Below are 22803 nucleotides of genomic sequence, written 5' to 3' on the forward strand. Positions count from 1 at the left end.
CGGGCTCAACTTTGAACACGAGTTATCGTTGTGCGTTCTTCATAATAATCGGAGAGGCAGCCATGCCTGCTAGTTTTATGTTGACATCAGGTTTCGTTTTACTGCTGATACTTCTGGCATTTACTGGCTATGCTTTGGCCGTAAGGCGTGGGCGGAATGCCGATCTTTTGGCTGGCGTGCAAGTGCTACAAGCAGGCAAAATATTACTTGTTCATTTGCAGCAGCACCGAGGCTTAAGCGCTGCATACCTGACTGGAAATGAAGAGGTGTATCCGGAAATTGAGACACTGCAAGAGCAGATCTCGATGGATATTCTACAAACGAGTTCGCTGAGTCATTGGCTCGATACCAATGAAGACTGGCAGGGCGTTTCTCGCCACTGGGCGAGCCTCTCAGTCAAGGCTTTTACAATATCTTCAGAGGGTAGCTTTGATCAGCACTCGCGGTTGATTGCATCCTTGTTAAGCATCTTAGATGACGTTGCGATTCGCTATGGGCTTTATTCAAACAGCCGTTTTGCCGATGTTCGCCTGGTTTGGCAGGAGTTCTTAACCATCGGCGAGCTAATAGGCCAAGTTCGAGCCTTAGGTGTAGAGATACTTAACTCGGGGGGCAATCATGGGCGAGGGAAGCAAATTGCTACCGTAAAGAAAAATATGGGCAAGATTCAGGACCTACTAAATCACTCTGCCTGCAGACGGATTCTAGACAGCAATCAAAAAGAGTCTCTCGCGGTGTTCCTGAGTTATGTAGATAGCCAAGTGGTGGAGGGGCGCGGGCCGGTGTCAGCAATGGAGTTTTTTGGTACGGCTACTGGCGCGATGAATCTGGTTATCGAACAGTTTGAATGTGAAATGTTAAAGCTTCATCGCCAGGTAACGGGTCGCTAGAGGCGGTTGCACCTCGTTGTCAGCGGAGTATCATGCGCCAACCCCCGAGCTAGAAAATCTAAGGCGCTCCATTCAATGAAGAAACTCATCCAAAGGCGCAGCGCGAGCGTCACCTTCGACAATGCGGGCGCGCCGTTTGGTGAGCTTGCCCGTCGTGTATTAGCTAATCGAGACGTTGCCAGCCCTAAGCAAGTCGACTACCAACTGCGTCAGCTAGAATCCCCAGCGACGATGCTTGGGCTGCAAGCCGCATGTGATCTTTTGGTAGAGGCACTTCGCGAGCAAAAGCGTATTTGTATTCTGGGAGACTTTGATGCGGATGGCGCTACTAGTACCACCTTGGCTGTGCGCTGTTTACGAGCATTTGGTTGTCGACATGTCGACTTTGTTGTGCCCAATCGATTCGAATATGGCTACGGCCTCACCCCTGAAATCGTCACCGTTATAGCCGCTCAGCGCCCGCAACTATTGATTACGGTTGACAATGGTATCGCCAGCGTCGATGGCGTTCGCGCTGCTCAGGCCTTGGGTATGCAGGTTATTGTTACCGACCACCACCTGCCGGGTCGCGAACTTCCCAGTGCCGAAGCCATCGTCAACCCCAACCAAGTCGGTTGCGAATTTGGCAGTAAAAATCTCGCGGGTGTTGGGGTGATTTTTTATGTAATGAGCGCTTTACGCGCTCGTCTGAAAGCATTGGGTTGGTTTGATAAGGGGGATATCGCCGAGCCTAAAATGGCAGACTGGTTAGACCTTGTTGCACTTGGCACTGTGGCCGACGTAGTGCCATTGGATCAGAATAATCGCGTGTTAGTTGCGCAGGGTTTAAAGCGAATGCGCGCGGCACGCTGCGTTCCCGGTATTCAAGCGCTATTTGAAGTTGCCGGTAGACCGCTCAATAAAGTTACCGCTAGCGACTTAGGTTTTATTGCCGGGCCACGCTTGAACGCTGCAGGTCGTCTGGACGACATGGGGTTGGGGATTCGCTGTTTGTTGACCGACTCCATTGATGAGGCGCGCGGCTTAGCGCGCGAGCTAGATAGTTTGAATCGAGAGCGGCGCGCGATCGAAGGGTCGATGCAAGTTGAGGCGGTAAAGCTCTTGGATGATTTCGCGAGTAATGATGCCGACTGGCCGCTAGGGGTTTGCCTCTATAAAACCGACTGGCATCAGGGAGTGATTGGCATCCTAGCTTCTAGAATCAAAGACCGTCTGCATCGCCCCACTATCGTTTTTGCCGAAGATGGCGAAGGCCAGTTAAAAGGCTCAGGTCGCTCTATTAGCGGCGTTCATCTACGTGATGTGCTTGACCGAGTGGCCACGCAGAACCCCGGTTTACTAACCAAGTTTGGTGGTCATGCAATGGCCGCGGGATTGAGCCTTGCCCTGCAGGATTTAGATAGGTTTAAAACGGCGTTTGAACTTGCCGTCGGTGAGGCTTTGGGTTTTGTTGAGCCAGAGGCGAGTCTAGCGACGGATGGGGAGCTAGAGCAGGAAGATTTTGACCTGTCGGTCGCAAAGACATTGCAGGCGTTAGGGCCCTGGGGCCAAGCCTTTCCAGAGCCAAGTTTCGATGGTGAGTTCAGGTTGCTTCAGCAGCGGATCGTCGGAGAGAAACATCTAAAGCTGTTGGTTTCTCCGGCGGATTATTCTGGTGTGGCGATAGATGCTATTGCGTTTAATGTGGATCTCGACACTTGGCCAAACAATGATATTCAGTTTGCTCGTATCGTTTATAAGTTGGCGATTAATGAATATCGTGGCGAAGAGAAGTTGCAGCTTTTGGTCGACTATCTTGAAGAGCTCGAATAGCTATGTGCGAGCTTGATAACGGTATAGAAGGGGCTCGGGATAGGGCACGGCTAACAATGGGCTCCGTGTTAGGCGGTTTTCGCCCAGCCGGCATTATCCCAATTAACCCCAGCGCGGCGGCGTTCTACGTAGGCATATTCGGCCTTACCTGTGCGCGGGTGTAGATTGTGTCGAAAGTGGTGATGGCTGTCGCTAGACCCCATATATTCCCAGCAGCGGCCTAGGAATAGACAGATAGCATCGCCTTCATTAAGCGCATACTCACTTAACTCTTCCCACATTTGCATCCACTCGGGATGGTCGGCTTCCAAAAATTCCACAGGCAGAAACTCACTGAATGATTAGTATCAGTGAGTTATTCTAGTTTGTTAATCTTTGTTGTCAAGTTACCGTCTTATCCTATTGAAATAAAAGGATATTTTCTCATCTTTTCGTGGGCTTTTTAGTGTGGTGCCGGGATAGTGTTAGCAATGGGAAGTGTGGTCTTCTAGTTACTACCCTAAATTTAGGGCAGTAACTATATTTAAGGTGGTAACTATTATCTCTTTAATGGTGCTATGTCGTTAATCGTACTTAGCTTTATGGGCGTACGACTTCGGGATTAGCCACGATAGACCCATCCACCACTCCATTAGATGCGAAGAACACCGCAATTTCACTGAGTAACTCATAGAAGGTAGCGGCGCTGGTGAACGGGTCTGCATCTGTATTACCAGCCGCAACCGGAGTGCGGTGGCTACCTTCGGTAAAGCGTGTTACCAGTACTGCTGGCGTCTCGCTGGCGGTAGCGTTGATAGTACTTTCCGCGCCGGCTAAGGCTAGCAATGGCTCAGTTCCCGCGAGTGGGGCTGGAAAGTTGTCTATGACGAAGCCGTTGTTAAGCACTGCGTAAAGTGGTGAAATTTGCTCGCCCCAGATTGCATCGGCGCCGTTGGGGATAACTTGATCAGAAGGGTAGCTGTCGTTGCCTTCACCTACAATTTCTGCGAACAAGACGCCGGTGTTAGAGTGCGCCAATGGTTTCACGAAATTGATTGGATCGACCGAATCAAGTACACCTTGAAATACGCTTAAGTAAGACTCTAGTCCCGAACGGCCCTGCACTAACTCCTCGCTTGCTGCTGCCAGTCCTTGCAAAATAGTGGCGCCAAAGGTTTCTGAGTTGACCAGTAACCGCGGCACACCGCCACCGGCAAATAGCGGCGCGACAGCCTGAATGCGTGGCAGTGCGGAGAAGGGACTGGCTTGCACGGCGGTGTTGTTGTTGACCGCAGCGAAGGTGATAGCGGTAATGCCTCCAAGCGAGTGACCGACTAGATAGACGCGGTTGGGATCAATATCATTGGCGGTACCATCACCATCGATATCCATGGATGCAATCGATGCGTTGAGGTTAAGCAGATCAAGAATCGCCTGACGCATACTGTCGCGTGAAACTTCAAAGTTCTTGAGGTTGATAAACAGGCTACCGGAATCACCGAAACCGCCGTCGTAACTCATGGCTATAGAGTTGGCTTCTGCGTCGGAGCTGTAGTCGTAATGGCGTTCGATAAGATCAGCTGCGGGCTCGGTCGCTAAGTTAGCTTGTGGAGGGTAGTTGGGGTCGGTAACACTGCGAATATAGGGCGAAACAGCGCTGCCGCTGGGGGTAATACCGTGCAAGGGCTGATCTATCGCCAGTGTCGCAAAACAGGGTAGTCCAGATGGCCCGCTGAGGTCGCCGTGAACACAGGCGAAAGCGAGGGCATCAGCCATGGGGATGGAGGTGCTGCGATCACCGGTAATACCATGCATAAATATAACGACAGGCCAGCCGTTAGCGGGCTTGGTTACGCCAAAGTTACTTAGCGTGGTTGCTTCTGGCAGTGTTGCCATAACGGGTATGGTTACGTCGGCCCGCTTCGCGGGGAAAGGGAAGCGATAGGTGGTTCTGTCTGACGGTGGTGTCGAGCCGAGCTCGTTACCTTTGGCCATATCGAGAATAAGACCGACGCCGTCAGCATCGGCTTGCCAGCGACTTGAGGTTACCGCACTGCCGTCGCCGCTAGGCGTCGCCTGATATAAGGGCAGGTTAATCTGCCCTTGGTAAAGTAGCGCTGGCGCTAGTTGGTTGCGAGGGTGGCTTTCGTCTTCGCCTTCAGCTGCGGGGCCGTATAGGGCGTCGCCAACAGGATCTACTCGATAAAAACTGCTACTGCGTGCGGCGGGTACCGGAAAGAGTGAATTAACGGGTGTGCCGGCAGCGTTGGCGAGCGCGGCAACGCTGCCGACGGCTTCGGTTGCTATATCCACATAGGGTTCTGCGTCGCCAGATTCAGCACTGCCGCTGTTGTGCACGCTGATGGCCGCTTCTGCGGCAGCGCGCTGCATAATATGCGCGGCCGTTGCATCGCTAGCGATAGTGGCGTAGTCGGCACCGTTAGCAATCGCGGCTGCAATACCGGCGTTATACAAAGGGTTGGGCTGATCGCCGGGCAGTATGGGCTGAGTTAGCAAAACATTCAGTGTGGAATTGATTGCGCCTTCGGTAATGGATGTGGCTGCGCTATTGTCACCACTGAGGTTATAGGTGCCAGAGACGAGCTTAACGATTGCGTCTTGCTTATAGCTAGTACGGAGATTCTTTTCGAAGAAGGTTTCTGGCGCAGCTAAGCTCGTTAAGATGCTGTCAGTGCCGCCCGTAGTGAAGGTGAGGGTAAGGATGATGTCGTCGGAACTGGGCGCTGTTGCGCTAATACCGGCTGCATCGAACACTTGTCCCATAAAACCAAAATAGCCCGCAGCTAAACGTTCCCATGACTGAATGGCGTCCCGCAGGCCATCTAGCCCTAATTGGCCGAGATTGGAGTTATCATCGCGAATGTAATCATAGGCGGTCGATGGGTAGACTTTGTTGCCGTTGAAGTCTTGTAGCTTGGTGATTACCACTAAATATTTTGTTTCGGCTTGTAGCGGCGTAAGCGGCGAAATGCGTAGGGTGTTATAAACGCCGTTATCTAGGCTCAATATTTCCGCGCGTAGAGCCGGGGTGGCGAGTGCGGCAAGGGTGCCGATATCACCGCTGGCGACGGCGGCTTGGTATGCGGCAGCTTCGCTAAATGTCGGCACTTCGATACTGGTGCCGCCCAGTGATGCTTGTAGTAGTGAGTCGCCACTGGGGAAGGTAAGCGGTAGCAAAAAGACGTTTTGGTTTGGATTTGGAATAATGGCCGAGTCTACTTGGATAAAGCTTCGCGCATCCAAAACTTGAGATGTGTCCAGCGGGCCGGAGAAGCTGATGTCGAAGGGAGCCGCTACTGAGTTGCCGTCAAGCGCATCAATACCACTAATGACGGGATTGGCTGGATCGGAACCAGCGAACATCGTGCCGTCGGCGAGTGTTTCGCTACTAAACAAGAGGTCATTAGGGATCGGCAAATCGCTGGTGGCGGGACTAAATACCACGTAAGTGCGGGCCGATGGCGCGGGCTCGCCGTTTGCTGTCATTTGCCCAGTATCATCCTCGTGACTAGAGCACGCCGTTAAACTGAGTAGCGACGCCAACAAAAGCGCTGTAAGGCTGTTTCTGACCATGGGTAATACCTCTGACCTGTTGTCTCTTCGATCTTTCTTGGCAAGATCTATTATTCTTGTAGCGCCATCGCGCGGACTTCATTCTATTAGTGTAGCCTGCCTCAGCCGTCGGTACAGGCGAGGCCACTATCTTTATATCGTTATTGTCGTTCTTTATTCTCGTTTTTTCGTGTGCCTTTTTCGGCTATCTATCGCAAAGGGAAAATGGCGACACACCCAGCTAAGTGACTGCCTAGCGTCGCGAGCCAAAATTGAATTCAGCTGCGAATAGTAGCAGTCGCAACATATTTGTCGAGGGCCTAGTGGGCAATTCTTGCAGCTTTAATAGGGTTTTTCGACAACAGGATATTATCCGGTCACTTATCAGTGCTTTATCTGTAGTTCCATCCTGATGGACTCAGGGTTGATCTAAGGCTGCTTCAAGACTGAGCTGTCGCTATCAATGACGCATAAGGCATCGTCGCAAGGCCGAGGCGCACGCCGCAGTCCCTAGAGTTGTAGGCGGCTCTAGGGTACAATGCGCGCGCATTTTCACCCCTAGAATTTAACCGTTTTGAGAACCCTAATGGAAATTAATCCTCTGCTAAATCACTTGTCGGATCTTCAGTCGCGCACCGACGTGCTTAGGGGGTATCTTTGAATACCCAGAGAAAAAAGAACGCTTAGCAGAAGTTGAACTGGAATTAGCCGAACCCAGCGTTTGGGATGACCCAAAGCGAGCTCAGGAATTAGGCCGCGAGCGTGCCTCCCTAGAGTTAGTTGTTGAAACTATCGAAGAGCTGCATCAAGGTGTCGCGGACTGTCGCGAATTAATTGAAATGGCCGTCGCCGAAGACGATGCAGACAGTATTGCCGAGGTAGAGAGCGAAGCTCAAGCCTTAGATGCAAAGCTAGCCATATTGGAGTTTCGCCGGATGTTTTCTGGCGAGATGGACCCGAACAATGCCTATCTGGATATTCAGTCCGGTTCCGGCGGCACCGAAGCGCAAGATTGGGCCGAGATGATGTTGCGCATGTATTTGCGCTGGGGTGATGACAAAGGCTTTAAAACGACACTTGAAGAAGCCTCTGCGGGTGACGTGGCGGGGATCAAAAGCGCGACCATCCGTTTTGAAGGCGACTACGCTTTTGGCTGGCTTCGCACCGAAACCGGTGTGCATCGTTTAGTGCGTAAATCGCCGTTCGATTCCGGTAGTCGTCGTCACACGTCTTTTGCTTCAGTTTTTGTGTCTCCGGAAATTTCTGACGATATTGAAATTGATATCAACCCCGCCGATTTGCGTGTAGACACCTATCGCGCAAGTGGCGCTGGCGGTCAGCACGTTAACAAAACTGATTCGGCGGTACGTATTACCCACGAGCCTTCTGGTGTTGTTGTGCAGTGCCAGAGTGAGCGCTCACAGCATTCAAACCGCGATAAGGCGATGAAAATGTTACGTGCTCGTATGTATGAACAGGAATTGTTGAAACGCAATTCAGAAAAGCAGGCGCTCGAAGACAGCAAGTCCGACATCGGTTGGGGCAGCCAAATTCGCTCCTACGTATTAGATGATCAGCGCATTAAAGATTTGCGTACCGGTGTGCAAACCAGCAACTGCCAAGCGGTGCTGGATGGCAATCTAGATGATTTTATTGAGGCGAGCTTAAAAGCGGGTTTGTAACGCGTTTTAGAGGCTGCTATTTACCGATTGATTGATAAGCGTATTTATCGAACCCCAAATTGAAATTGATACCAGGTTAGGAATTTAATACCCATGAGCAAGCAACCACAGAACGACGTGCCACAAGATGAAAACAAGCTGATTGCCGAGCGTCGCGCCAAGTTGGCCGTACTGCGTGAACAGGGTAATGCCTTCCCCAACGACTTTCGTCCAGAGCATAAAGCACAAGAGCTGCAAGACCAGTTTGGTGAAGAAAGCAAAGAGGCGCTTGCCGAGCAGGCAATGGTAAAAAGTGTCGCGGGGCGTTTAATTCGCAACCGTGGAGCTTTTCTTGCAATTCAAGATGGCAGTGGCGTTATTCAACTTTACGTAACCAAGGAAGCGCGGCCATTTGTTAAAACGCTGGACCTAGGTGACATAGTCGCGGCGAAAGGCGTGTTGCATAAATCCGGTATGGGCGACCTCTATGTGAGTTTGGATGAATACCAACTGCTAACCAAAGCACTGCGACCGCTACCGGATAAATTCCACGGCCTCGCCGACCAGGAAATTCGCTACCGTCAGCGCTACGTCGATTTAATTACTAACCCTGAAGTGCGCAACACCTTTATTTTACGCTCGAAGATCGTACAGTTTATTCGCGACTATTTAAATTCTCGCGATTTTCTTGAGGTGGAAACACCTATGCTGCAAGCCATTCCCGGCGGTGCTACCGCACGTCCGTTTGAGACCTTTCACAACGCACTGGATATCGATATGTTTTTGCGCATCGCGCCAGAATTGTATTTGAAGCGTTTGGTTGTTGGCGGATTTGAGCGGGTATATGAGATCAACCGCAATTTCCGCAACGAAGGTTTGTCGACCCGTCACAACCCAGAATTTACCATGCTGGAATTTTATCAGGCCTATGCCGACTACCAAGACTTGATGGATCTCACCGAAGACATGCTGCGAAACCTAGCGCAACAGGTGATGGGCTCTACTAAAATTGCCAACACCAAACCAGCGAAAGGCGATGCCGAACCTGAAGTGGTAACCTACGATTTCGCCCAGCCATTCATACGTCTATCGGTATTTGATTCGATCTTGCAGTACAACCCCACACTTTCTGCTGCCGATATAGATAACATCGAAAGCGCTAAAAAAGTGGCTAAGGATTTAGGCGTTGCCTTAAAGGACAACTGGGGATTAGGTAAAATTCAAATCGAAATTTTTGAAGCCACCGTTGAACACCGTTTAGAGCAGCCAACCTTTATCACCAAGTACCCCACAGAAGTTTCGCCACTAGCGCGTCGCAGCGATAATGATCCGTTTGTTACCGACCGCTTCGAATTTTTCGTTGGCGGCCGCGAAATTGCCAACGGCTTCTCCGAGCTTAACGATGCCGAAGATCAGGCTGAGCGTTTTAAAGCGCAGGTTGCTGAGAAAGATGCCGGTGACGACGAGGCGATGCACTACGATGCCGACTACGTGCGAGCACTTGAGTACGGTATGCCACCCACCGCAGGCGAAGGTATTGGCATCGATCGTTTGGTTATGCTGTTAACCGACTCTCCGTCGATTCGCGATGTACTGTTGTTTCCTCATATGCGGCCAGAAAAAGTATAGGCCGTTAGCATTATGCCAATAGCGACCAAGGGTAAGCTCGACGATAGCTGGCTGTTGCATTTAGGCGCAGAGTTTGATCAGCCCTATATGCAACAGCTGCGCGAGTTTCTGAAGCAAGAGAAGGTCGCCGGTAAAACGCTCTACCCGAGCGGTGCCAAACTATTCAACGCTTTTAATTCAACCCCGTTCGAGAAGGTTAAAGTCGTGATACTTGGGCAAGACCCGTATCACGGCCCTGGTCAAGCTCACGGTTTGTGTTTTTCCGTGCAGCGAGGTGTTGCAACGCCACCATCGTTAAAAAACATTTACAAAGAACTCGCCACTGATCTAGGCATTCCCACGCCGCCGCACGGTTGCTTACAGGCCTGGGCAGAGCAGGGGGTGCTGCTGTTAAATGCCACCCTTACCGTGGAGCAGGGCAACGCAGGCTCGCACCAGCGCCGTGGTTGGGAAGTGTTCACCGACGCTGCAATCGCGGCATTGTCGGAGCATCGTGAAAATCTCGTGTTTTTTCTTTGGGGTAGTTATGCTCAGAAAAAAGGCCAAGTTATCGATGCTAGTCGTCATTGTGTTCTCCAGTCTCCACACCCGTCCCCCCTGTCTGCGCATCGCGGATTTTTCGGTAATCATCATTTCTCTCTAGCTAACCAATATTTAGTACAAAAGGGTATATCACCTATTGATTGGTCGATTCCCGATTAGGTTCTGTCATTTTCCATCTTATATCTTTATGCCTATAGTTTTGATTGTGTAACAACTCCTTCACTATAACCCTCTGAATATTAAGGGTGTTGCCTACTTTTCCCGCCAAACAAAAACTAAATTCGGTAAGTCGAACCACTCCTTGACGTGGATCAATCGTCAAGATTTCTTGTCGCGCGTCCCTTCCCTATAATAAGAATCAAAGAAAGCGAGAATGATCTTAGGTTTATCCACTTATGAACGTAGTTATTTTTCTAGTGGTTAAGTCGACAAAGTTCTTCTTTTGCTTGGCAACGAATTTGAAACACTTCACATGGGAGAAGTAGACAATGGCTACACAATTAGACCTCAGTAAATATGGTATTCACGATGTCAGCGAGATTGTTTACAACCCTTCTTATGACACGTTGTTTGAAGAAGAAACACGTTCAGATCTTAAAGGCTATGAGAAAGGTGTTGTAACAGAATTAGGTGCGGTAAATGTTAGCACTGGGATTTTTACCGGACGTTCTCCAAAAGACAAGTTCATTGTTCTCGATGATGTTAGTCGTGAACATTTGTGGTGGGATTCTAATATTGCCCACAACGATAACAAACCCGTTACACCAGAAGTTTGGAAAGATTTAAAAGCACTTGTTGGCGAGCAGCTATCTAAGAAGCGGTTATTTGTTGTCGATGCGTTTTGCGGTGCGAACGAAAACTCTCGTATGAAAGTGCGTTTTATTGTTGAAGTTGCATGGCAAGCGCACTTTGTTACCAATATGTTTATTCGTCCTAGCGCAAAAGAGCTAGCTGAGTTTGGCGAGCCAGATTTTGTTGTTATGAATGGCTCTAAAACGTCTAACAAAAAGTGGAAAGAGCACGGCATGAATTCCGAAGTGTTTACGGTGTTTAACATGACCGAACGCATGCAGGTTATCGGCGGAACTTGGTATGGCGGTGAAATGAAAAAAGGTATGTTCGCAATGATGAACTACTACCTACCTTTGAATCATATGGCTTCCATGCACTGCTCTGCGAATGTTGGCGAAAAAGGTGACGTTGCAATTTTCTTCGGGCTTTCTGGTACCGGTAAAACCACCTTATCTACGGATGCGAAACGCCAGCTAATTGGCGATGATGAGCACGGCTGGGATGAGCATGGTATTTTCAACTTTGAAGGTGGTTGTTATGCGAAAACCATCGACTTAGACCCTGAAAGTGAACCTGACATTTACAAGGCGATTAGGCGTGATGCGCTGCTGGAAAATGTAACCGTTGATGCAGCCGGTAAAATTGATTTTGGCGACCATTCCATCACTGAAAACACTCGAGTCAGCTATCCAATTTATCATATTGATAATATTGTTAAGCCTATCTCTAGAGCGGGGCATGCGAAGAAAGTGATCTTCTTAACGGCAGATGCCTTCGGTGTGTTGCCTCCAGTTTCAAAGTTAACCCCAGACCAAACTAAGTATCACTTCCTGTCTGGTTTTACAGCGAAATTGGCCGGTACAGAGCGCGGTATTACTGAACCTACGCCTACTTTTTCTGCTTGTTTTGGCAAGGCGTTCTTGACCCTTCACCCTGTGAAGTATGGTGCAGAGTTAGTCGCAAAGATGGAAGCCGTGGGTGCCACTGCCTATTTAGTTAACACCGGCTGGAACGGTACCGGCAAACGTATTTCCATTAAAGATACGCGCGGTATTATCGATGCAATTTTGGATGGCTCTGTCGATAATGTTCCAACTCAGACAATTCCAGTTTTCAATTTGGAAGTGCCTACAGAGTTACCTGGCGTAGCGACCAACATTTTGGACCCAAGAGATACCTATGTCGATGCTGGTGAATGGCAAGTAAAGGCCGAGAAATTAGCTGACTTGTTTATCAAAAACTTTGAAAAGTTCACTGATAATGACGACGGTAAGGCTTTGGTTGCCTCAGGCCCTCAATTGGCGGCCGAGCCAGCATAGTAAATGTAGAACCAAGCGGATGCCCCACGAACTTAAATAAATGGGTCACCCCATAAATAAAAACCCCTCAGTTCACGTCCGAACTGAGGGGTTTTTTTACGTTAACGTTTTATCAAAAGGTATTAAATTTCATTTCCTAAGTCGTGTTGAAATGCCGCTATCCACATTAGTGCAGAGTTCCAGTTAACGGTAATTTCATTGGTCGACCAAGAGTGAATGTTGTCTAGAAAGCACTTAGCCGGTGTTGTAGGGCAGTCTGGAATTTGTGCCTTGGCTACCGGATCTTGAATGCCGCTATTTGGGCCACCAGACAGCGCTCCAGGTGGCACCCAAGGATAGCTGGCATCAATTGCACCAGCCCAAAAGCGGTGGTGTGGTTGGGCTAAGCTGTTTTCGCCGTGACCGGAAATATAGGAGAACGACATAGGGTTGTTGCCGAACAGGTAGTTCATTGATGCGGTAAAGGCATTGGCGTAACGCGCCTTGCCGGTAAAGCCGTAGACGTGGCCCAACAAAATCATTTTGTTGGCAACAATATTGTTCGATCCCCAAACGTAATCTTGTGGTGTGGAAGGCACAAGGTAGCCGGTGTCCTTAATAGTTTCGACGTAGCCATCGGCAATTTTTCGCAACTGCTTCCGTGCTTTTTTAACGATTGATTTGTCCACTTCCCCGTAAGGCACTGCAAGACTCATGAGTGCTGGTAAGTCGGTGTCGGCCCAGGCCCAGTCGTTTGAATTGACCGTGTAATTTTCCACCCTTGGTAGATATTGTTTGTCGCCCGTAGTTAACAGCAATTCTGTGGCGGCCCAAAAAAACTCATCGTCCGCATTACCGTCGCCATAAGCGCCACCGCCTTTATCGTTGCCAAACAGGTAAAAGTCACTGGGGTTCGCCAGCGCAGCTTGCCAGGCTGTAGTCGCCGCGGTTAAACACTGGTTGGCGAAATCTTTATCGATGTCGCGATAGAGTCGAGCGGCCTTAGCCGCGGCCGCTGCAAGGTTGAGCGTAGCGGTAACACTTGGACGTACCAGCGCTCGTTTATGTTTGTCCATGTGTGGCGCTAGTGGCAGTTGCGTCCAGCCAATATCGTGTAGCTTGTGATGTACCATGCCAGCTTTGGGATGACCGGCAGGGATTTGCATGGCCATCAAAAATTCGAGTTGCCAGCGGGCTTCATCCAAAAGGTCGGAAGTGCCGTTGCCACTCTCGGGAATATTAAAAGTATTGTCGGCGAGCTTGGCCAATTGCTTTTTATTCGCGCGCTTTGCTTTCGCGGACCACTCATAAATATCGAGAACTTTCCACGCAGAAATACCACCGTTAACCACGTACTTGCCGTGATCTCCGGCATCGTACCAGCCTTTTACCGGGCTCAAGTTGTAGTCACATTCTGTTCCCGGCCAGCAGGTAACGTTGAAATCGCCGGTATTAACGCCTTTATTTAGGTGTCCTGCGGGGCGAGCCCATTTTTTGTCGGCGGCGTAGCTACCAAGGCCGCCGCCAGTGTATTCGGTTTTAATCTCGATACCCGCGCGGTTGTGGTAAAAATAGCGCGACGCATCGTAGAAAATGGGCAAGTAAAGATCATTGCCGATTGCGAAGCTATAACTGCGGTCACCCTCCAGTACCAGGGTGTATCCGCTGCCTTCTGTTTTGAATTTAGAGAAGTTGATGTGATGAACCGTATCGCCCGATGCGGCATCAGAGCCCTGTGGTTTAGTCTTGCCTTTGATTAAGGTTTTTCCGTTCTGCTGCAGTTCCCACTTTAGTGAGGCCGTTGCACTCGTTTTGTAAGTTGCGACTTTTTTACTAGCTGTAGGATAGCCAACTTGATTGACCCTGGGGTTGCCCATTTCGGCAGCGGCGGGCGTGGCGATGTAGAGTGCAATTAACACCAGCGCAGCGCTACTGAATCTGCGAGCGAATTGTCTGGATAAAATTGAAAGTGATGGCATGGAGGGCTCCTGCTGGGCTTTGATGGTTGTTTCCCCAACGTTTTTTGTTTTTCTGGTTCGTACCCAGCGCTCAGATGAGGCGGGGGCACTATTCTAGCACCTGAAAAGTTAAGGCGAGGGGGGCAGAATGGTAGCAGTATTTGCGAGCGATTTCCCTAAGTGGAGTTTGCGGCTTCCAGATATAAAAAAACCTAACGCCATATTGCAGGCGTTAGGTTTGGGAGGCACTTCTACTGCGGTAGTTACTTAGGATAACTACCGCTAGTTTTGGGGTTAGTTTACTACTCTGTCACCGCAAGCGGAGCGCGAGATACAGGTTTGATTGTTCTCGTTGCCCCAGCCAGAGCTGGTGTTCTGGCAAATGGCAACGTTCCATCCGTACCAGTTACAAGTGCCACCACCACCGGATGAGCTCGAACTTGATGACGAGCTGCTAGACGACGAGCTTGAGCTGCTACTCGAAGAAGAGCTGCTCGAGGATGAACTGCTACTCGACGAAGAGCTCGAAGATGAACTACTGCTCGAGGAAGAGCTTGAAGACGAACTGCTCGAAGATGAGCTACTACTAGACGACGAGCTGCTTGAACTGGACGAAGAGCTACTACTTGATGACGAGCTGCTCGACGATGAACTGGAGCCAGAACAGCTGCTCACCACTCCACCACTGCCACTTTGGCTTTCACAGGTCGTACGGCCAATACAGCTTTGGTTATTTTCCCAGCCCCAACCGCTGCTCTGATTTACGCATAACGGGCGAGGGTCGTCTTGGTACCATTTACACTGCTCGGTACAGTTGCCACCGCTACTGCTTGAACTCGATGAACTGCTAGAGCTCGATGAGCTACTTGAGCTACTTGAGCTAGACGAGCTAGACGAGCTAGACGAGCTAGACGAACTAGACGAACTGCTAGAGCTACTTGAACTAGAGCTACTTGAACTGGAGCTAGAAGAGCTCGATGAGGAGCTTGAACCGCTATTACTAGCTAAATCGTGTTGGTAGGCGACTACCCAAGCCAAGGCGGAATTCCAGTTAATGGTGATCTCATTCGTAGACCACGCATTTATGTCATCGATAAAGCACTTAGCCGGCGTACTGCCACAGCCGCTTAACGCTGCCGCTGCGGTGTCGTCTTGTAGGCCGTCATTCGGTCCACCAGAGAGTGCACCGGGCGGCGCCCAAGGATAGCTACCGCTTAGAGCGCCTGCCCAGAAGCGGTGATGTGGTTGTTTAACGGGGTTCTCACCGTGACCGGTAACGTAAGAAATGGATAGGGTATTGTTACCAAATAAATAGTTCATTGATTTGGAGAAGGCTTCAGCATAGCGGCTGTCGCCACTAAAGTCGTAAGCATGACCCAGCAAAATCATTTTGTTAGCAACAATGTTATTAGAACCCCAATAGTACTCAGTCTCATCGTTAGGAACGAAGTAGCCGGTGCTATTAATTGTCGCTACATAGGCGTCGGCAATTTCTAGCAGTTTGTTGCGTGCCATGCTGCGCAGGTCTGAATCCATAGATTCATAGGGCGCGGCTAAGGTCATCAAGGCTGGCAGGGCTGTGTCTGGCCAGGCCCAATCGGTCGCTTCTACTGTATAGCTAGTAAGCGTGGGCTTATATTTAGCATCGCCCGTTGCCAGATAGAGTTCTGCTGCGGCCCAAAAAAACTCGTCGGAAGGATCGCTGTCACCGTAGGCGCCGCCACCATTATCACTGCCGCCGGTATAGGTGGCATTAGAATTTTGTTGAGCGGCGTCCCACGCTTTTTCGGCCGCCGTTAAACAGCTAGCAGCAAAAGCGTTGTCGATACCTTGAAACAGGTGCGCACATTTTGCGCCGACTGCGGCTAGGTTTAATGTAGCCGTTACGCTTGGTTGCACTAGCGCACGCTCGTTGCTGTCTTCGTGCGGAGCAAGTGGTAAACCGGTCCAGCCAACGTCGTGTAGCTTATGGTGAACCATGCCTGCATTGGCTTGGCCATCGGGTACTTGCATGGCAATCATAAATTCTAAATGCCAACGTGCTTCGTCGAGAAGATCGGAAACGTTGTTATTGCTTTCTGGAATATTCAGTGCGCCGTCATCAATAATAATGCCCTTCGCTGCACTGGAGCCCGCGCCTGCGGTTCGGCTGTAGAGATCCAATAGTTTCCAAACCGAAATTCCGCCATTCACAACATATTTGCCGTGATCACCAGCGTCATACCAGCCTTTAATGGCATCGAGTGTGTAGTTACAGCTATCGCCCGACCAGCAGCCAACATTGTAATCGCCGCGATTTGAGTCGTTGTTGATATGTCCTGCTGGTCTTGCCCATTGGCTATTGGCGCTGTAACTACTGTTACCGCCACCGGTGTATTGGGTTTCGATCTGGATGCCGGAACGATTGTGATAAAAATAACGCATCGCATCGGTATAAATAGGGCTGTAAATATTGCTGTTGATATCGAATGGGTAACTTTCGTCACCACCAATATGCAATGTATAGCCGCTGCCCGTGGTGGCGATGCTGCTGAAGTCTATTTGTTGGATGTTATCGCCAGACGCGGCGTCTACACCGCGAGGATTGGTGGTGCCACTCGCAATTACACTGCCGTTCTGGCGCAATTCCCAGGTGCTGGCGGTATTGCTGCTGGCAGCGTAGCTCGCTACTTTCACACCATTGGCAACATAGCCAACTTGGTTTACACGAGGGTTACCCACTTCGGCAAAGCCGGTGAGCGGGAGAGATGCAGCAAGAATTAAGCTTGATGTCGTTAGACAACGTTTGGCGAACTGACCAACGGACCGTTTGGTTAAGGTCATGGGGTGCTCCTTGTTTATAACACTGTAAAAGTGATAGTTAATTAACATCTATAGGGATGCCAAAAATAGGGAAAGCTAAATGAAGAAACTAAATGAATAGGTTACAGCGAACTTCTTTTCTGGAATTACAGAGTCGGTAATTACGGCAACCGAGATTTGGGCGCTAAATCTACGTACAACATTTACGTACTGCACTTAGACGCTACATATAGGTAATACGCATGCTTGAGGTTTATTAGAGTTGTCCTCAAAGTCGCTGGGATACTAGCAGCTAGGTACAGGGATTACAGTAAAAAGCCGCCGCTTTTTTTACGAATTGAGAAGAGCTGCGCTAAATTAGGCGCGCGATCTTCACCATTTGTGAAGTGCCTTTTAGTGACGGGACGTGTAGCTTCTCTTAATTTTACAGAAAGTTTTATGGCGCGATTAAATGCCAACTGCTTATGTTTTTACTCTTTCAAGTCCATTGTGTTTTCGCAATAGCGTTATCGTCGTTTCACTTAATATTTTTACATCTTGCTAGTTTTATTTGTCCGATTTATTGCCATCTAAACTTAATCCTGTAGTTCAGTACGCGTTGCTTTGCGGAACACCGGTTACCAATATTTTCGCCTTTCATACCATTAAATCCTTGCTGTGAATCAGGACATTAAGCTGCGGCGTCACATCTTTGATGTTTAGGCCTCACCAGATCGTTTATTTTTCGCCATTACTTCTACCAATTCACCCCGAAGCCCGCTCGCGAAATTGAGTCATTCGCTGTAATTAGAGGTTGACATTAAATCTATATCTAAATGATAATGATTCGTAGTTGCCTTTGTTGGGATTGCAAAAGCCCTTTAATTGGTACGCAAACTATCGCCTAGCGCCGATGCGCTAATGCCAATACGGCTGGGTGAGAAAGTACACACAGGTATAAGAGGCAGAAGTATAAATGGCCAAGAATCTATTGGAATTGGTAGTGATGGGCGGGCCGGTGGTGTGGATCCTCGGTATTTTCTCGTTAGTAGCGACCACTGTTGCATTGCTGAAGATCTGGCAGTTTTGGCGTCAGGGTACGTTAAGCCCAGCACTTATACGACGCGCGTTGGAGCAGCTAAGTACAGACTCCGAGCTAAAAGGTCAGTCTGGAATAAGCACGCAAGTGGCTGGTAAAGCTCAAGCGTTGCTGTTGTTACAGGGGCAGGCCTGCGTGCAAGCAAAATTATTAGTAGCGGGTTTAAATTTGTTTGAAAGCAGCCCGATGACCCACGCGGATATTAAGACGGAATTAGGCCGACGTGCAGCCGAGGCCATTACTGAAAAGGCGAGCTATCTGCGAGTGCTCGAAGTGATCGCTACGCTAGCACCTTTGTTGGGATTGTTTGGCACCGTACTCGGCATGATTGGCGCATTCCAAGCAATGGAGGCCGCAGGCTCACAGGTTAACCCCGCCGTTTTGTCTGGTGGTATTTGGCAGGCCTTATTAACTACGGCAGTTGGCTTGGCGGTCGCGATCCCATGTTCCTTAGTGCACAGCTGGTTAGAGCGGCAGGTAGAAGTTACCGCGTCCAACTTAGAAAACAATCTTCAGCATCTATTTACGATTCAGGCACAGGGCGTCGGAGCGATAAATCGTGGCAACTATAAAGCACTCAATCAAGAAAATATGCAATGAGTGCCGCGCGTTTATACCAGCCGAGACGACGCAAATTAAGTCTTACGGCGCTAATTGATGTGGTTTTCATTTTGTTGATGTTTTTTATGTTGACCTCGTCGTTCGATCAATGGCGAGCCGTCGATCTACAGACAGAGCCTAAGAGCAGCGCTACTAACCAAAAAAATTTGCAGCAGGATGCGCAGTATTTATATCTGAGCGCTACCGGAGACTTACAGCTACGCGAAGCCGAAGCGGTTAAGGCATCAATCACGTCCTTGACGCCGCTGCTCAATCTTATCGATGGCAAACGTCCGCTGATATTGCTACCAGAAGAAACCGCGCGTGTTCAGCTACTAGTAATGGCTTTAGATGAATTCAAAAACGCAGGCTTAAGCCGCGTAACACTCGGCGAGGTGGTGCCTGCTAGTCGTGATGCTTATTAAGGCCAGTTGTTTGAATAGGCTAGATGTAAAACGGTTGTATGACACACATTCGCGAATGTGTTCAGCGTTAATTATAAGTAAGTGAATGTTTATGAAATTGTTAGCCGTTAAGTCACGATCTGCAACTGACGACAATATGATCCCCTTGATCAATATTGTTTTCCTGTTGCTAATATTTTTCATGATTGCAGGAAAAATTTCGAGCAGCGAAGCCGTTTATGTGGAGCCGCCGTTATCTAGCCGTGATACACCGCTTATAGAAAAGCCGCTGGTAGTTCTGGTAGACGAAAATGGTGAGATTTCTATCGGCGGGGAGGCGATAGATATCGATGGCTTAGAACAACGGCTAAAAACAATTACACAAGAGGAAAAGTCTGACGTTAGCGTAAAAGCCGACAAAAACCTGAGTGTAAAAAAATTACAAATCGTGCTTCATAAATTACAGGCGCAAGGCGTAGCCAACATTACCCTATACGCGAAAGTCTCGGGGCGAAATTAAATGCGCGCTAAGCATTGGTTGTTGGCTGGGTTGGCTGCCGTGATACTGCACGGAACGGTGTTAGCAGGGATATTGGCATTTGATCATCGTACGCCGATAACCAGTGGCGCGCTCGACAGTGGCGAGCTAGGTGTACAGGTTGGTCTTGGCTTGCAGGGTTCCTACGCGGATAGCGTCGCACGAACACCACCTGAAAATAATCCGCGACTAGAACCAGAGGTAGCGGAATTGCCAAAAGTTAAAGATCCCGTTACGCAGAAAGAAGAGGTCTTATTAGATAAAGAACGCTCACTTATTAAAGCGGTGACGCCAAGACAAAAACCTGTGGACAAGATAAGTGCGAAAACAAAAAAAAATATGGATGCCGACTTTATCGAAAAGTCCTCCGTCACAGTAAAGTCAAATCAAGATAATGAGGTAAGCCAAAAGAAACCGGAACACTCCATAAATAAAAGTATTACTGACCGCAGCTCGACTAGCGAACAACAGGCGGCGGTAGCAAGCAAGGCGATGATAAAGGCCAATGGTCGTAGCGCAGATAAAGCCACGGGCGGAAAAAAAGGCACAGTCAATCGTTACTTTGCAAAGCTTATGGCGGAGCTCAATAAACATAAAGAATATCCAGTAACACTTAAAAAAATGAAACGTCAGGGAGTTGTAACTTTACAGTTCTCGATTGACCGAAACGGTGTAGTTACCCAAGCGAAGGTAACCAGCAGTTCGGGTTACAAGGGGTTGGATGATGCGGCTTTAGAAATGTTAGCCAAGGCCTCGCCATTACCCAAAATACCCAAATCAATGCGGCAAGATAGTCTAACGCTTGCGATACCCATTGAATATTCGTTACTTACAAATCAATAGAAATCATTAAATCTCAGGAGTGAAAATGACCAGTAATAACAGTAGTAAGCGGCCGATGAGTTTGCGTTCAGCAATAAACCAACATAACACCTTTGGCCGCAATGCCTTAGCGGTAGGTGTAACAGCAGCACTTGGAAGTGTCGTTGCCGTTGCTGACGAGGAGCCAATACTACTCGACACCATGCAAATTGAAGAGCGCACCGTAGATACCAACCCATATGCGGAGCCAGGCGTGCCTTATAAGGGGAAAGAATCTGGTGATTCTCGACATGTAAAGCCCATTGCCGATACTCCGCAAACGATTACGGTTTTGACGCAAACACGGATTGAAGAATCTGGTAAAGCGGATATGAAAGACGTGCTGGCTCAGTTGCCGGGGATAACTTTAGGTACGGGGGAAAATGGTAACGCATTTGGTGACCGCTATGTTATTCGCGGTTATGAAGCGCGCAGTGATGTCTATGTGGATGGAATGCGTGACCCAGGTATGACCACACGAGAGACTTTTGCAGCGGAACAAGTTGAGGTTACCAAAGGCCCAAGCTCTACTTTTGCTGGGCGCGGTTCTACCGGTGGCGCAGTGAATACCATCACTAAAAAAGCCAGTACCGATTATGATTTTACAAGTGTTGATGCGGGTGTTGGCACAGATGCCTATCGGCGTATTGCATTAGATAGTAATAAAAAAGTTAGTGAGACTACGGCGCTACGAGCAAACCTGATGCACAGCTATAAAGAAATTCCGGATCGCGGCCCCGCCGATAGTCAACGTCTGGGAGCGTTGCTCTCCGGCTCCTATGCCGCTACCGACAAACTAAGCCTAAGTGCGGACTACTACTACCTAAAAGCCGAAGATACACCTGACCTAGGCAGCTACTTCGTGGATGGAACGCCATTGGCTAATCCCCCAGTTCATTTACAGGAAGATCGAGATTTTCTTAATACAAAAGTCGGCGCGTTAACCTTTAAATTGGACTACATCTTTAACGACAATCTGCGTTTAGAAAATGGTTTTCGTCACGGTTCAACCGAAAATGGCTATGTAACGTCAAATGGCGGCGCAGCTGGTACCAGTAGTGTACACAACGGTTGGCAGGAAGTTAGTTATAGTGGCAACCAAACGAATTTGTTTTTAGATGCCGATTGGGGCGAACAGCATCATGCGTTAGTTTTTGGTTTTGAATACACCGACGAAAGTGTCGAGAACGGCATGTACACAATTAGTACCGACGATTCTGAGTATGTTTTTGGCGATGGTCCGTTTGGCGCAACGATGAATTACGGTCTAGCCATCGAAAATGGCGTGAACATAAATAGAATTTGGACAGGATCAGTCGAAAAAGGTATTACCGATTCAGACTACAATATTAAGACGCTTTCACTGTATGTCATGGATACCATCGATTTAACCGAGCGCTTAAGTTTATTTGCCGGCGTACGGTATGACGATTTTGATTACTCCAACAACGTGGCGGGTTTCGTACGTAACAGTGATGGTTCGTTTGGTATTGGTGATCCTGTTAAATACGAATATGCCGATGGCTTTTGGAACGGTCACGCCAGCTTGGTGTATGACTTTGGCGAAGATGCGAACGTCTATGTTTCATATAGCACATCTACCAATATTAATGGTGGCGAATCTGATGTTGGAGGCAGCTGCGGATACGGCGGTATTTGTGGCGATACCGAAACCATTGGTGAAGGCGACCCGGAGCAGAGTGTAAATTTAGAGTTGGGTACTAAGTGGGAGTTCTTTGACGAGAAGTTATTAGTGACCGGTGCATTGTTTCAGGTAACCAAAAACGATGTTATGGAAAGTAACGCGGTGAGCAGTTACGAAACAACGGGAACCTATAACACCGGTAAAAACCGTGTTGAGGGTATTGAGCTGTCTTTGACTGGCGCTATTACAGAAAAGTTAAGTGCACAGTTCTCCGCAACCTTTATGGAGTCCGAAGTACTAGAGTCATATTTAGATGGTAGTGTTGAGGTCGCATCGCGAAATGGCAGCGTTTCGTTCCCTGATAATCGAGGCAAAGTGTTGGCAAACTTCGCCGATGATAGCCTGAACTTGCAGTTGCGTTATAGCGCTACCAATAATTTCACCGTCGGCGCCGTCGCGACCTATTCAAGCGGTTTTTATGTTGGTCAGCCCGATGCGGCAGCTGGTTTTAATTCCACTACTGGTGAATATTCCTACCAAGTTCCGAGCTATACCGTGTTTGATGTGTTTGCCAACTATCAGATTAACGAGCAAATGAAGCTTCGGCTTAATATTAACAACGTGAGCAATGAAGATTACTACACCGCGGCCTATCGTAGTGGTCAGTTTGTTTACATTGGTGATAGGCAAAATGCCAACCTAACATTCACCTACGATTTCTAAGGTAATAGTGACAAGCT

The 22803-nt window shown here is 48.9% G+C and carries 15 protein-coding genes; 11 read left to right on the plus strand and 4 right to left on the minus strand.

The genetic code is table 11. From position 1 onward, the window contains the following. Window positions 1-62 precede the first annotated feature (62 nt). Together IDZ20_RS05315 and recJ are read left to right on the plus strand one after the other, a co-directional pair. Window positions 63-890, plus strand: a complete 828-nt coding sequence (locus tag IDZ20_RS05315; protein WP_188150388.1) for a nitrate- and nitrite sensing domain-containing protein — start codon at window positions 63-65, stop codon at window positions 888-890. A 75-nt stretch (window positions 891-965) separates the two neighbouring features. Then, on the plus strand, window positions 966-2702 hold the full coding sequence (recJ, locus tag IDZ20_RS05320; RefSeq protein ID WP_188150389.1) for a single-stranded-DNA-specific exonuclease RecJ: 1737 nt from the start codon (window positions 966-968) through the stop codon (window positions 2700-2702). Between the two features lie 68 nt (window positions 2703-2770). Here recJ and IDZ20_RS05325 read toward each other — a convergent pair whose 3' ends face one another. Both IDZ20_RS05325 and IDZ20_RS05330 read right to left on the minus strand, forming a co-directional pair. Then, a complete protein-coding gene (locus IDZ20_RS05325) occupies window positions 2771-3022 on the minus strand; it encodes a 4-diphosphocytidyl-2C-methyl-D-erythritol kinase (RefSeq protein ID WP_188150390.1) in 252 nt (83 codons plus the stop codon). 259 nt (window positions 3023-3281) lie between these two features. Then, window positions 3282-6275 (minus strand): MECDP-synthase, encoded by a 2994-nt coding sequence (locus IDZ20_RS05330; RefSeq protein ID WP_188150391.1) that lies wholly within the window; start codon window positions 6273-6275, stop codon window positions 3282-3284. A gap of 565 nt (window positions 6276-6840) precedes the next feature. On the opposite strand from IDZ20_RS05330, the gene prfB reads away from it, so the two are divergent. The 4 genes from prfB to pckA all read left to right on the plus strand — a co-directional run bounded on the left by prfB (window position 6841) and on the right by pckA (window position 12198). Then, window positions 6841-7936 (plus strand): peptide chain release factor 2 gene (gene prfB / locus IDZ20_RS05335; protein ID WP_188150392.1). Its coding sequence is split into 2 segments (ribosomal slippage): window positions 6841-6912 and window positions 6914-7936, totalling 1095 coding nucleotides; the frame shifts between segments, so codons are not numbered across the junction. Window positions 7937-8029: 93 nt separating this feature from the next. Continuing rightward, the gene (lysS, locus tag IDZ20_RS05340; RefSeq protein WP_188150393.1) at window positions 8030-9544 is read left to right on the plus strand and encodes a lysine--tRNA ligase; all 1515 of its coding nucleotides are present in this window, start codon (window positions 8030-8032) and stop codon (window positions 9542-9544) included. A 12-nt stretch (window positions 9545-9556) separates the two neighbouring features. After that, complete coding sequence (gene ung / locus IDZ20_RS05345) at window positions 9557-10246, plus strand: uracil-DNA glycosylase (RefSeq protein WP_188150394.1); 690 nt, start codon at window positions 9557-9559, stop codon at window positions 10244-10246. Between the two features lie 329 nt (window positions 10247-10575). Next, the gene (gene pckA / locus IDZ20_RS05350; protein ID WP_188150395.1) at window positions 10576-12198 is read left to right on the plus strand and encodes a phosphoenolpyruvate carboxykinase (ATP); all 1623 of its coding nucleotides are present in this window, start codon (window positions 10576-10578) and stop codon (window positions 12196-12198) included. Between the two features lie 122 nt (window positions 12199-12320). On the opposite strand, the gene IDZ20_RS05355 is transcribed toward pckA, so the two are convergent. Beyond that, window positions 12321-14156: a glycoside hydrolase family 9 protein gene (locus IDZ20_RS05355; protein WP_188150396.1), complete on the minus strand. Its 1836-nt coding sequence runs from the start codon at window positions 14154-14156 to the stop codon at window positions 12321-12323. Window positions 14157-14429: 273 nt separating this feature from the next. Continuing rightward, a complete protein-coding gene (locus IDZ20_RS05360; protein ID WP_188150397.1) occupies window positions 14430-16958 on the minus strand; it encodes a glycoside hydrolase family 9 protein in 2529 nt (842 codons plus the stop codon). A 934-nt stretch (window positions 16959-17892) separates the two neighbouring features. Here IDZ20_RS05360 and IDZ20_RS05365 point away from each other — a divergent pair. The 5 genes from IDZ20_RS05365 (at window position 17893) to IDZ20_RS05385 (ending at window position 22786) form a co-directional block, all read left to right on the plus strand. Beyond that, window positions 17893-18615 carry a MotA/TolQ/ExbB proton channel family protein gene (locus IDZ20_RS05365; RefSeq protein ID WP_188150398.1) on the plus strand — a complete coding sequence of 241 codons (723 nt, stop codon included), beginning with the start codon at window positions 17893-17895 and terminating at the stop codon, window positions 18613-18615. Continuing rightward, window positions 18612-19040: an ExbD/TolR family protein gene (locus tag IDZ20_RS05370; RefSeq protein ID WP_188150399.1), complete on the plus strand. Its 429-nt coding sequence runs from the start codon at window positions 18612-18614 to the stop codon at window positions 19038-19040. The genes IDZ20_RS05365 and IDZ20_RS05370 overlap by 4 nt, the downstream gene beginning before the upstream one ends. A gap of 91 nt (window positions 19041-19131) precedes the next feature. Then, window positions 19132-19539, plus strand: coding sequence for an ExbD/TolR family protein (locus IDZ20_RS05375; RefSeq protein WP_188150400.1), 408 nt, complete (start codon window positions 19132-19134; stop codon window positions 19537-19539). Continuing rightward, the gene (locus tag IDZ20_RS05380) at window positions 19540-20400 is read left to right on the plus strand and encodes an energy transducer TonB (protein WP_188150401.1); all 861 of its coding nucleotides are present in this window, start codon (window positions 19540-19542) and stop codon (window positions 20398-20400) included. Between the two features lie 25 nt (window positions 20401-20425). Continuing rightward, window positions 20426-22786, plus strand: coding sequence for a TonB-dependent receptor (locus tag IDZ20_RS05385; protein ID WP_188150402.1), 2361 nt, complete (start codon window positions 20426-20428; stop codon window positions 22784-22786). Window positions 22787-22803: the final 17 nt, after the last annotated feature.

It is taken from the genome of Teredinibacter waterburyi (assembly GCF_001922985.1).
GTDB lineage: Bacteria > Pseudomonadota > Gammaproteobacteria > Pseudomonadales > Cellvibrionaceae > Teredinibacter > Teredinibacter waterburyi.

What these genes read in the sequence shown, in the direction of transcription:
- IDZ20_RS05330 (WP_188150391.1), bottom strand. Translation starts at nt 6,275, where the DNA reads ATGGTCAGAAACAGCCTTACAGCGCTTTTGTTGGCGTCGCTACTCAGT.
- lysS (WP_188150393.1), top strand. Translation starts at nt 8,030, where the DNA reads ATGAGCAAGCAACCACAGAACGACGTGCCACAAGATGAAAACAAGCTG.
- IDZ20_RS05360 (WP_188150397.1), bottom strand. Translation starts at nt 16,958, where the DNA reads ATGACCTTAACCAAACGGTCCGTTGGTCAGTTCGCCAAACGTTGTCTA.
- recJ (WP_188150389.1), top strand. Translation starts at nt 966, where the DNA reads ATGAAGAAACTCATCCAAAGGCGCAGCGCGAGCGTCACCTTCGACAAT.
- IDZ20_RS05355 (WP_188150396.1), bottom strand. Translation starts at nt 14,156, where the DNA reads ATGCCATCACTTTCAATTTTATCCAGACAATTCGCTCGCAGATTCAGT.
- IDZ20_RS05315 (WP_188150388.1), top strand. Translation starts at nt 63, where the DNA reads ATGCCTGCTAGTTTTATGTTGACATCAGGTTTCGTTTTACTGCTGATA.
- IDZ20_RS05385 (WP_188150402.1), top strand. Translation starts at nt 20,426, where the DNA reads ATGACCAGTAATAACAGTAGTAAGCGGCCGATGAGTTTGCGTTCAGCA.
- IDZ20_RS05365 (WP_188150398.1), top strand. Translation starts at nt 17,893, where the DNA reads ATGGCCAAGAATCTATTGGAATTGGTAGTGATGGGCGGGCCGGTGGTG.
- IDZ20_RS05375 (WP_188150400.1), top strand. Translation starts at nt 19,132, where the DNA reads ATGAAATTGTTAGCCGTTAAGTCACGATCTGCAACTGACGACAATATG.
- ung (WP_188150394.1), top strand. Translation starts at nt 9,557, where the DNA reads ATGCCAATAGCGACCAAGGGTAAGCTCGACGATAGCTGGCTGTTGCAT.
- pckA (WP_188150395.1), top strand. Translation starts at nt 10,576, where the DNA reads ATGGCTACACAATTAGACCTCAGTAAATATGGTATTCACGATGTCAGC.
- IDZ20_RS05370 (WP_188150399.1), top strand. Translation starts at nt 18,612, where the DNA reads ATGAGTGCCGCGCGTTTATACCAGCCGAGACGACGCAAATTAAGTCTT.
- IDZ20_RS05380 (WP_188150401.1), top strand. Translation starts at nt 19,540, where the DNA reads ATGCGCGCTAAGCATTGGTTGTTGGCTGGGTTGGCTGCCGTGATACTG.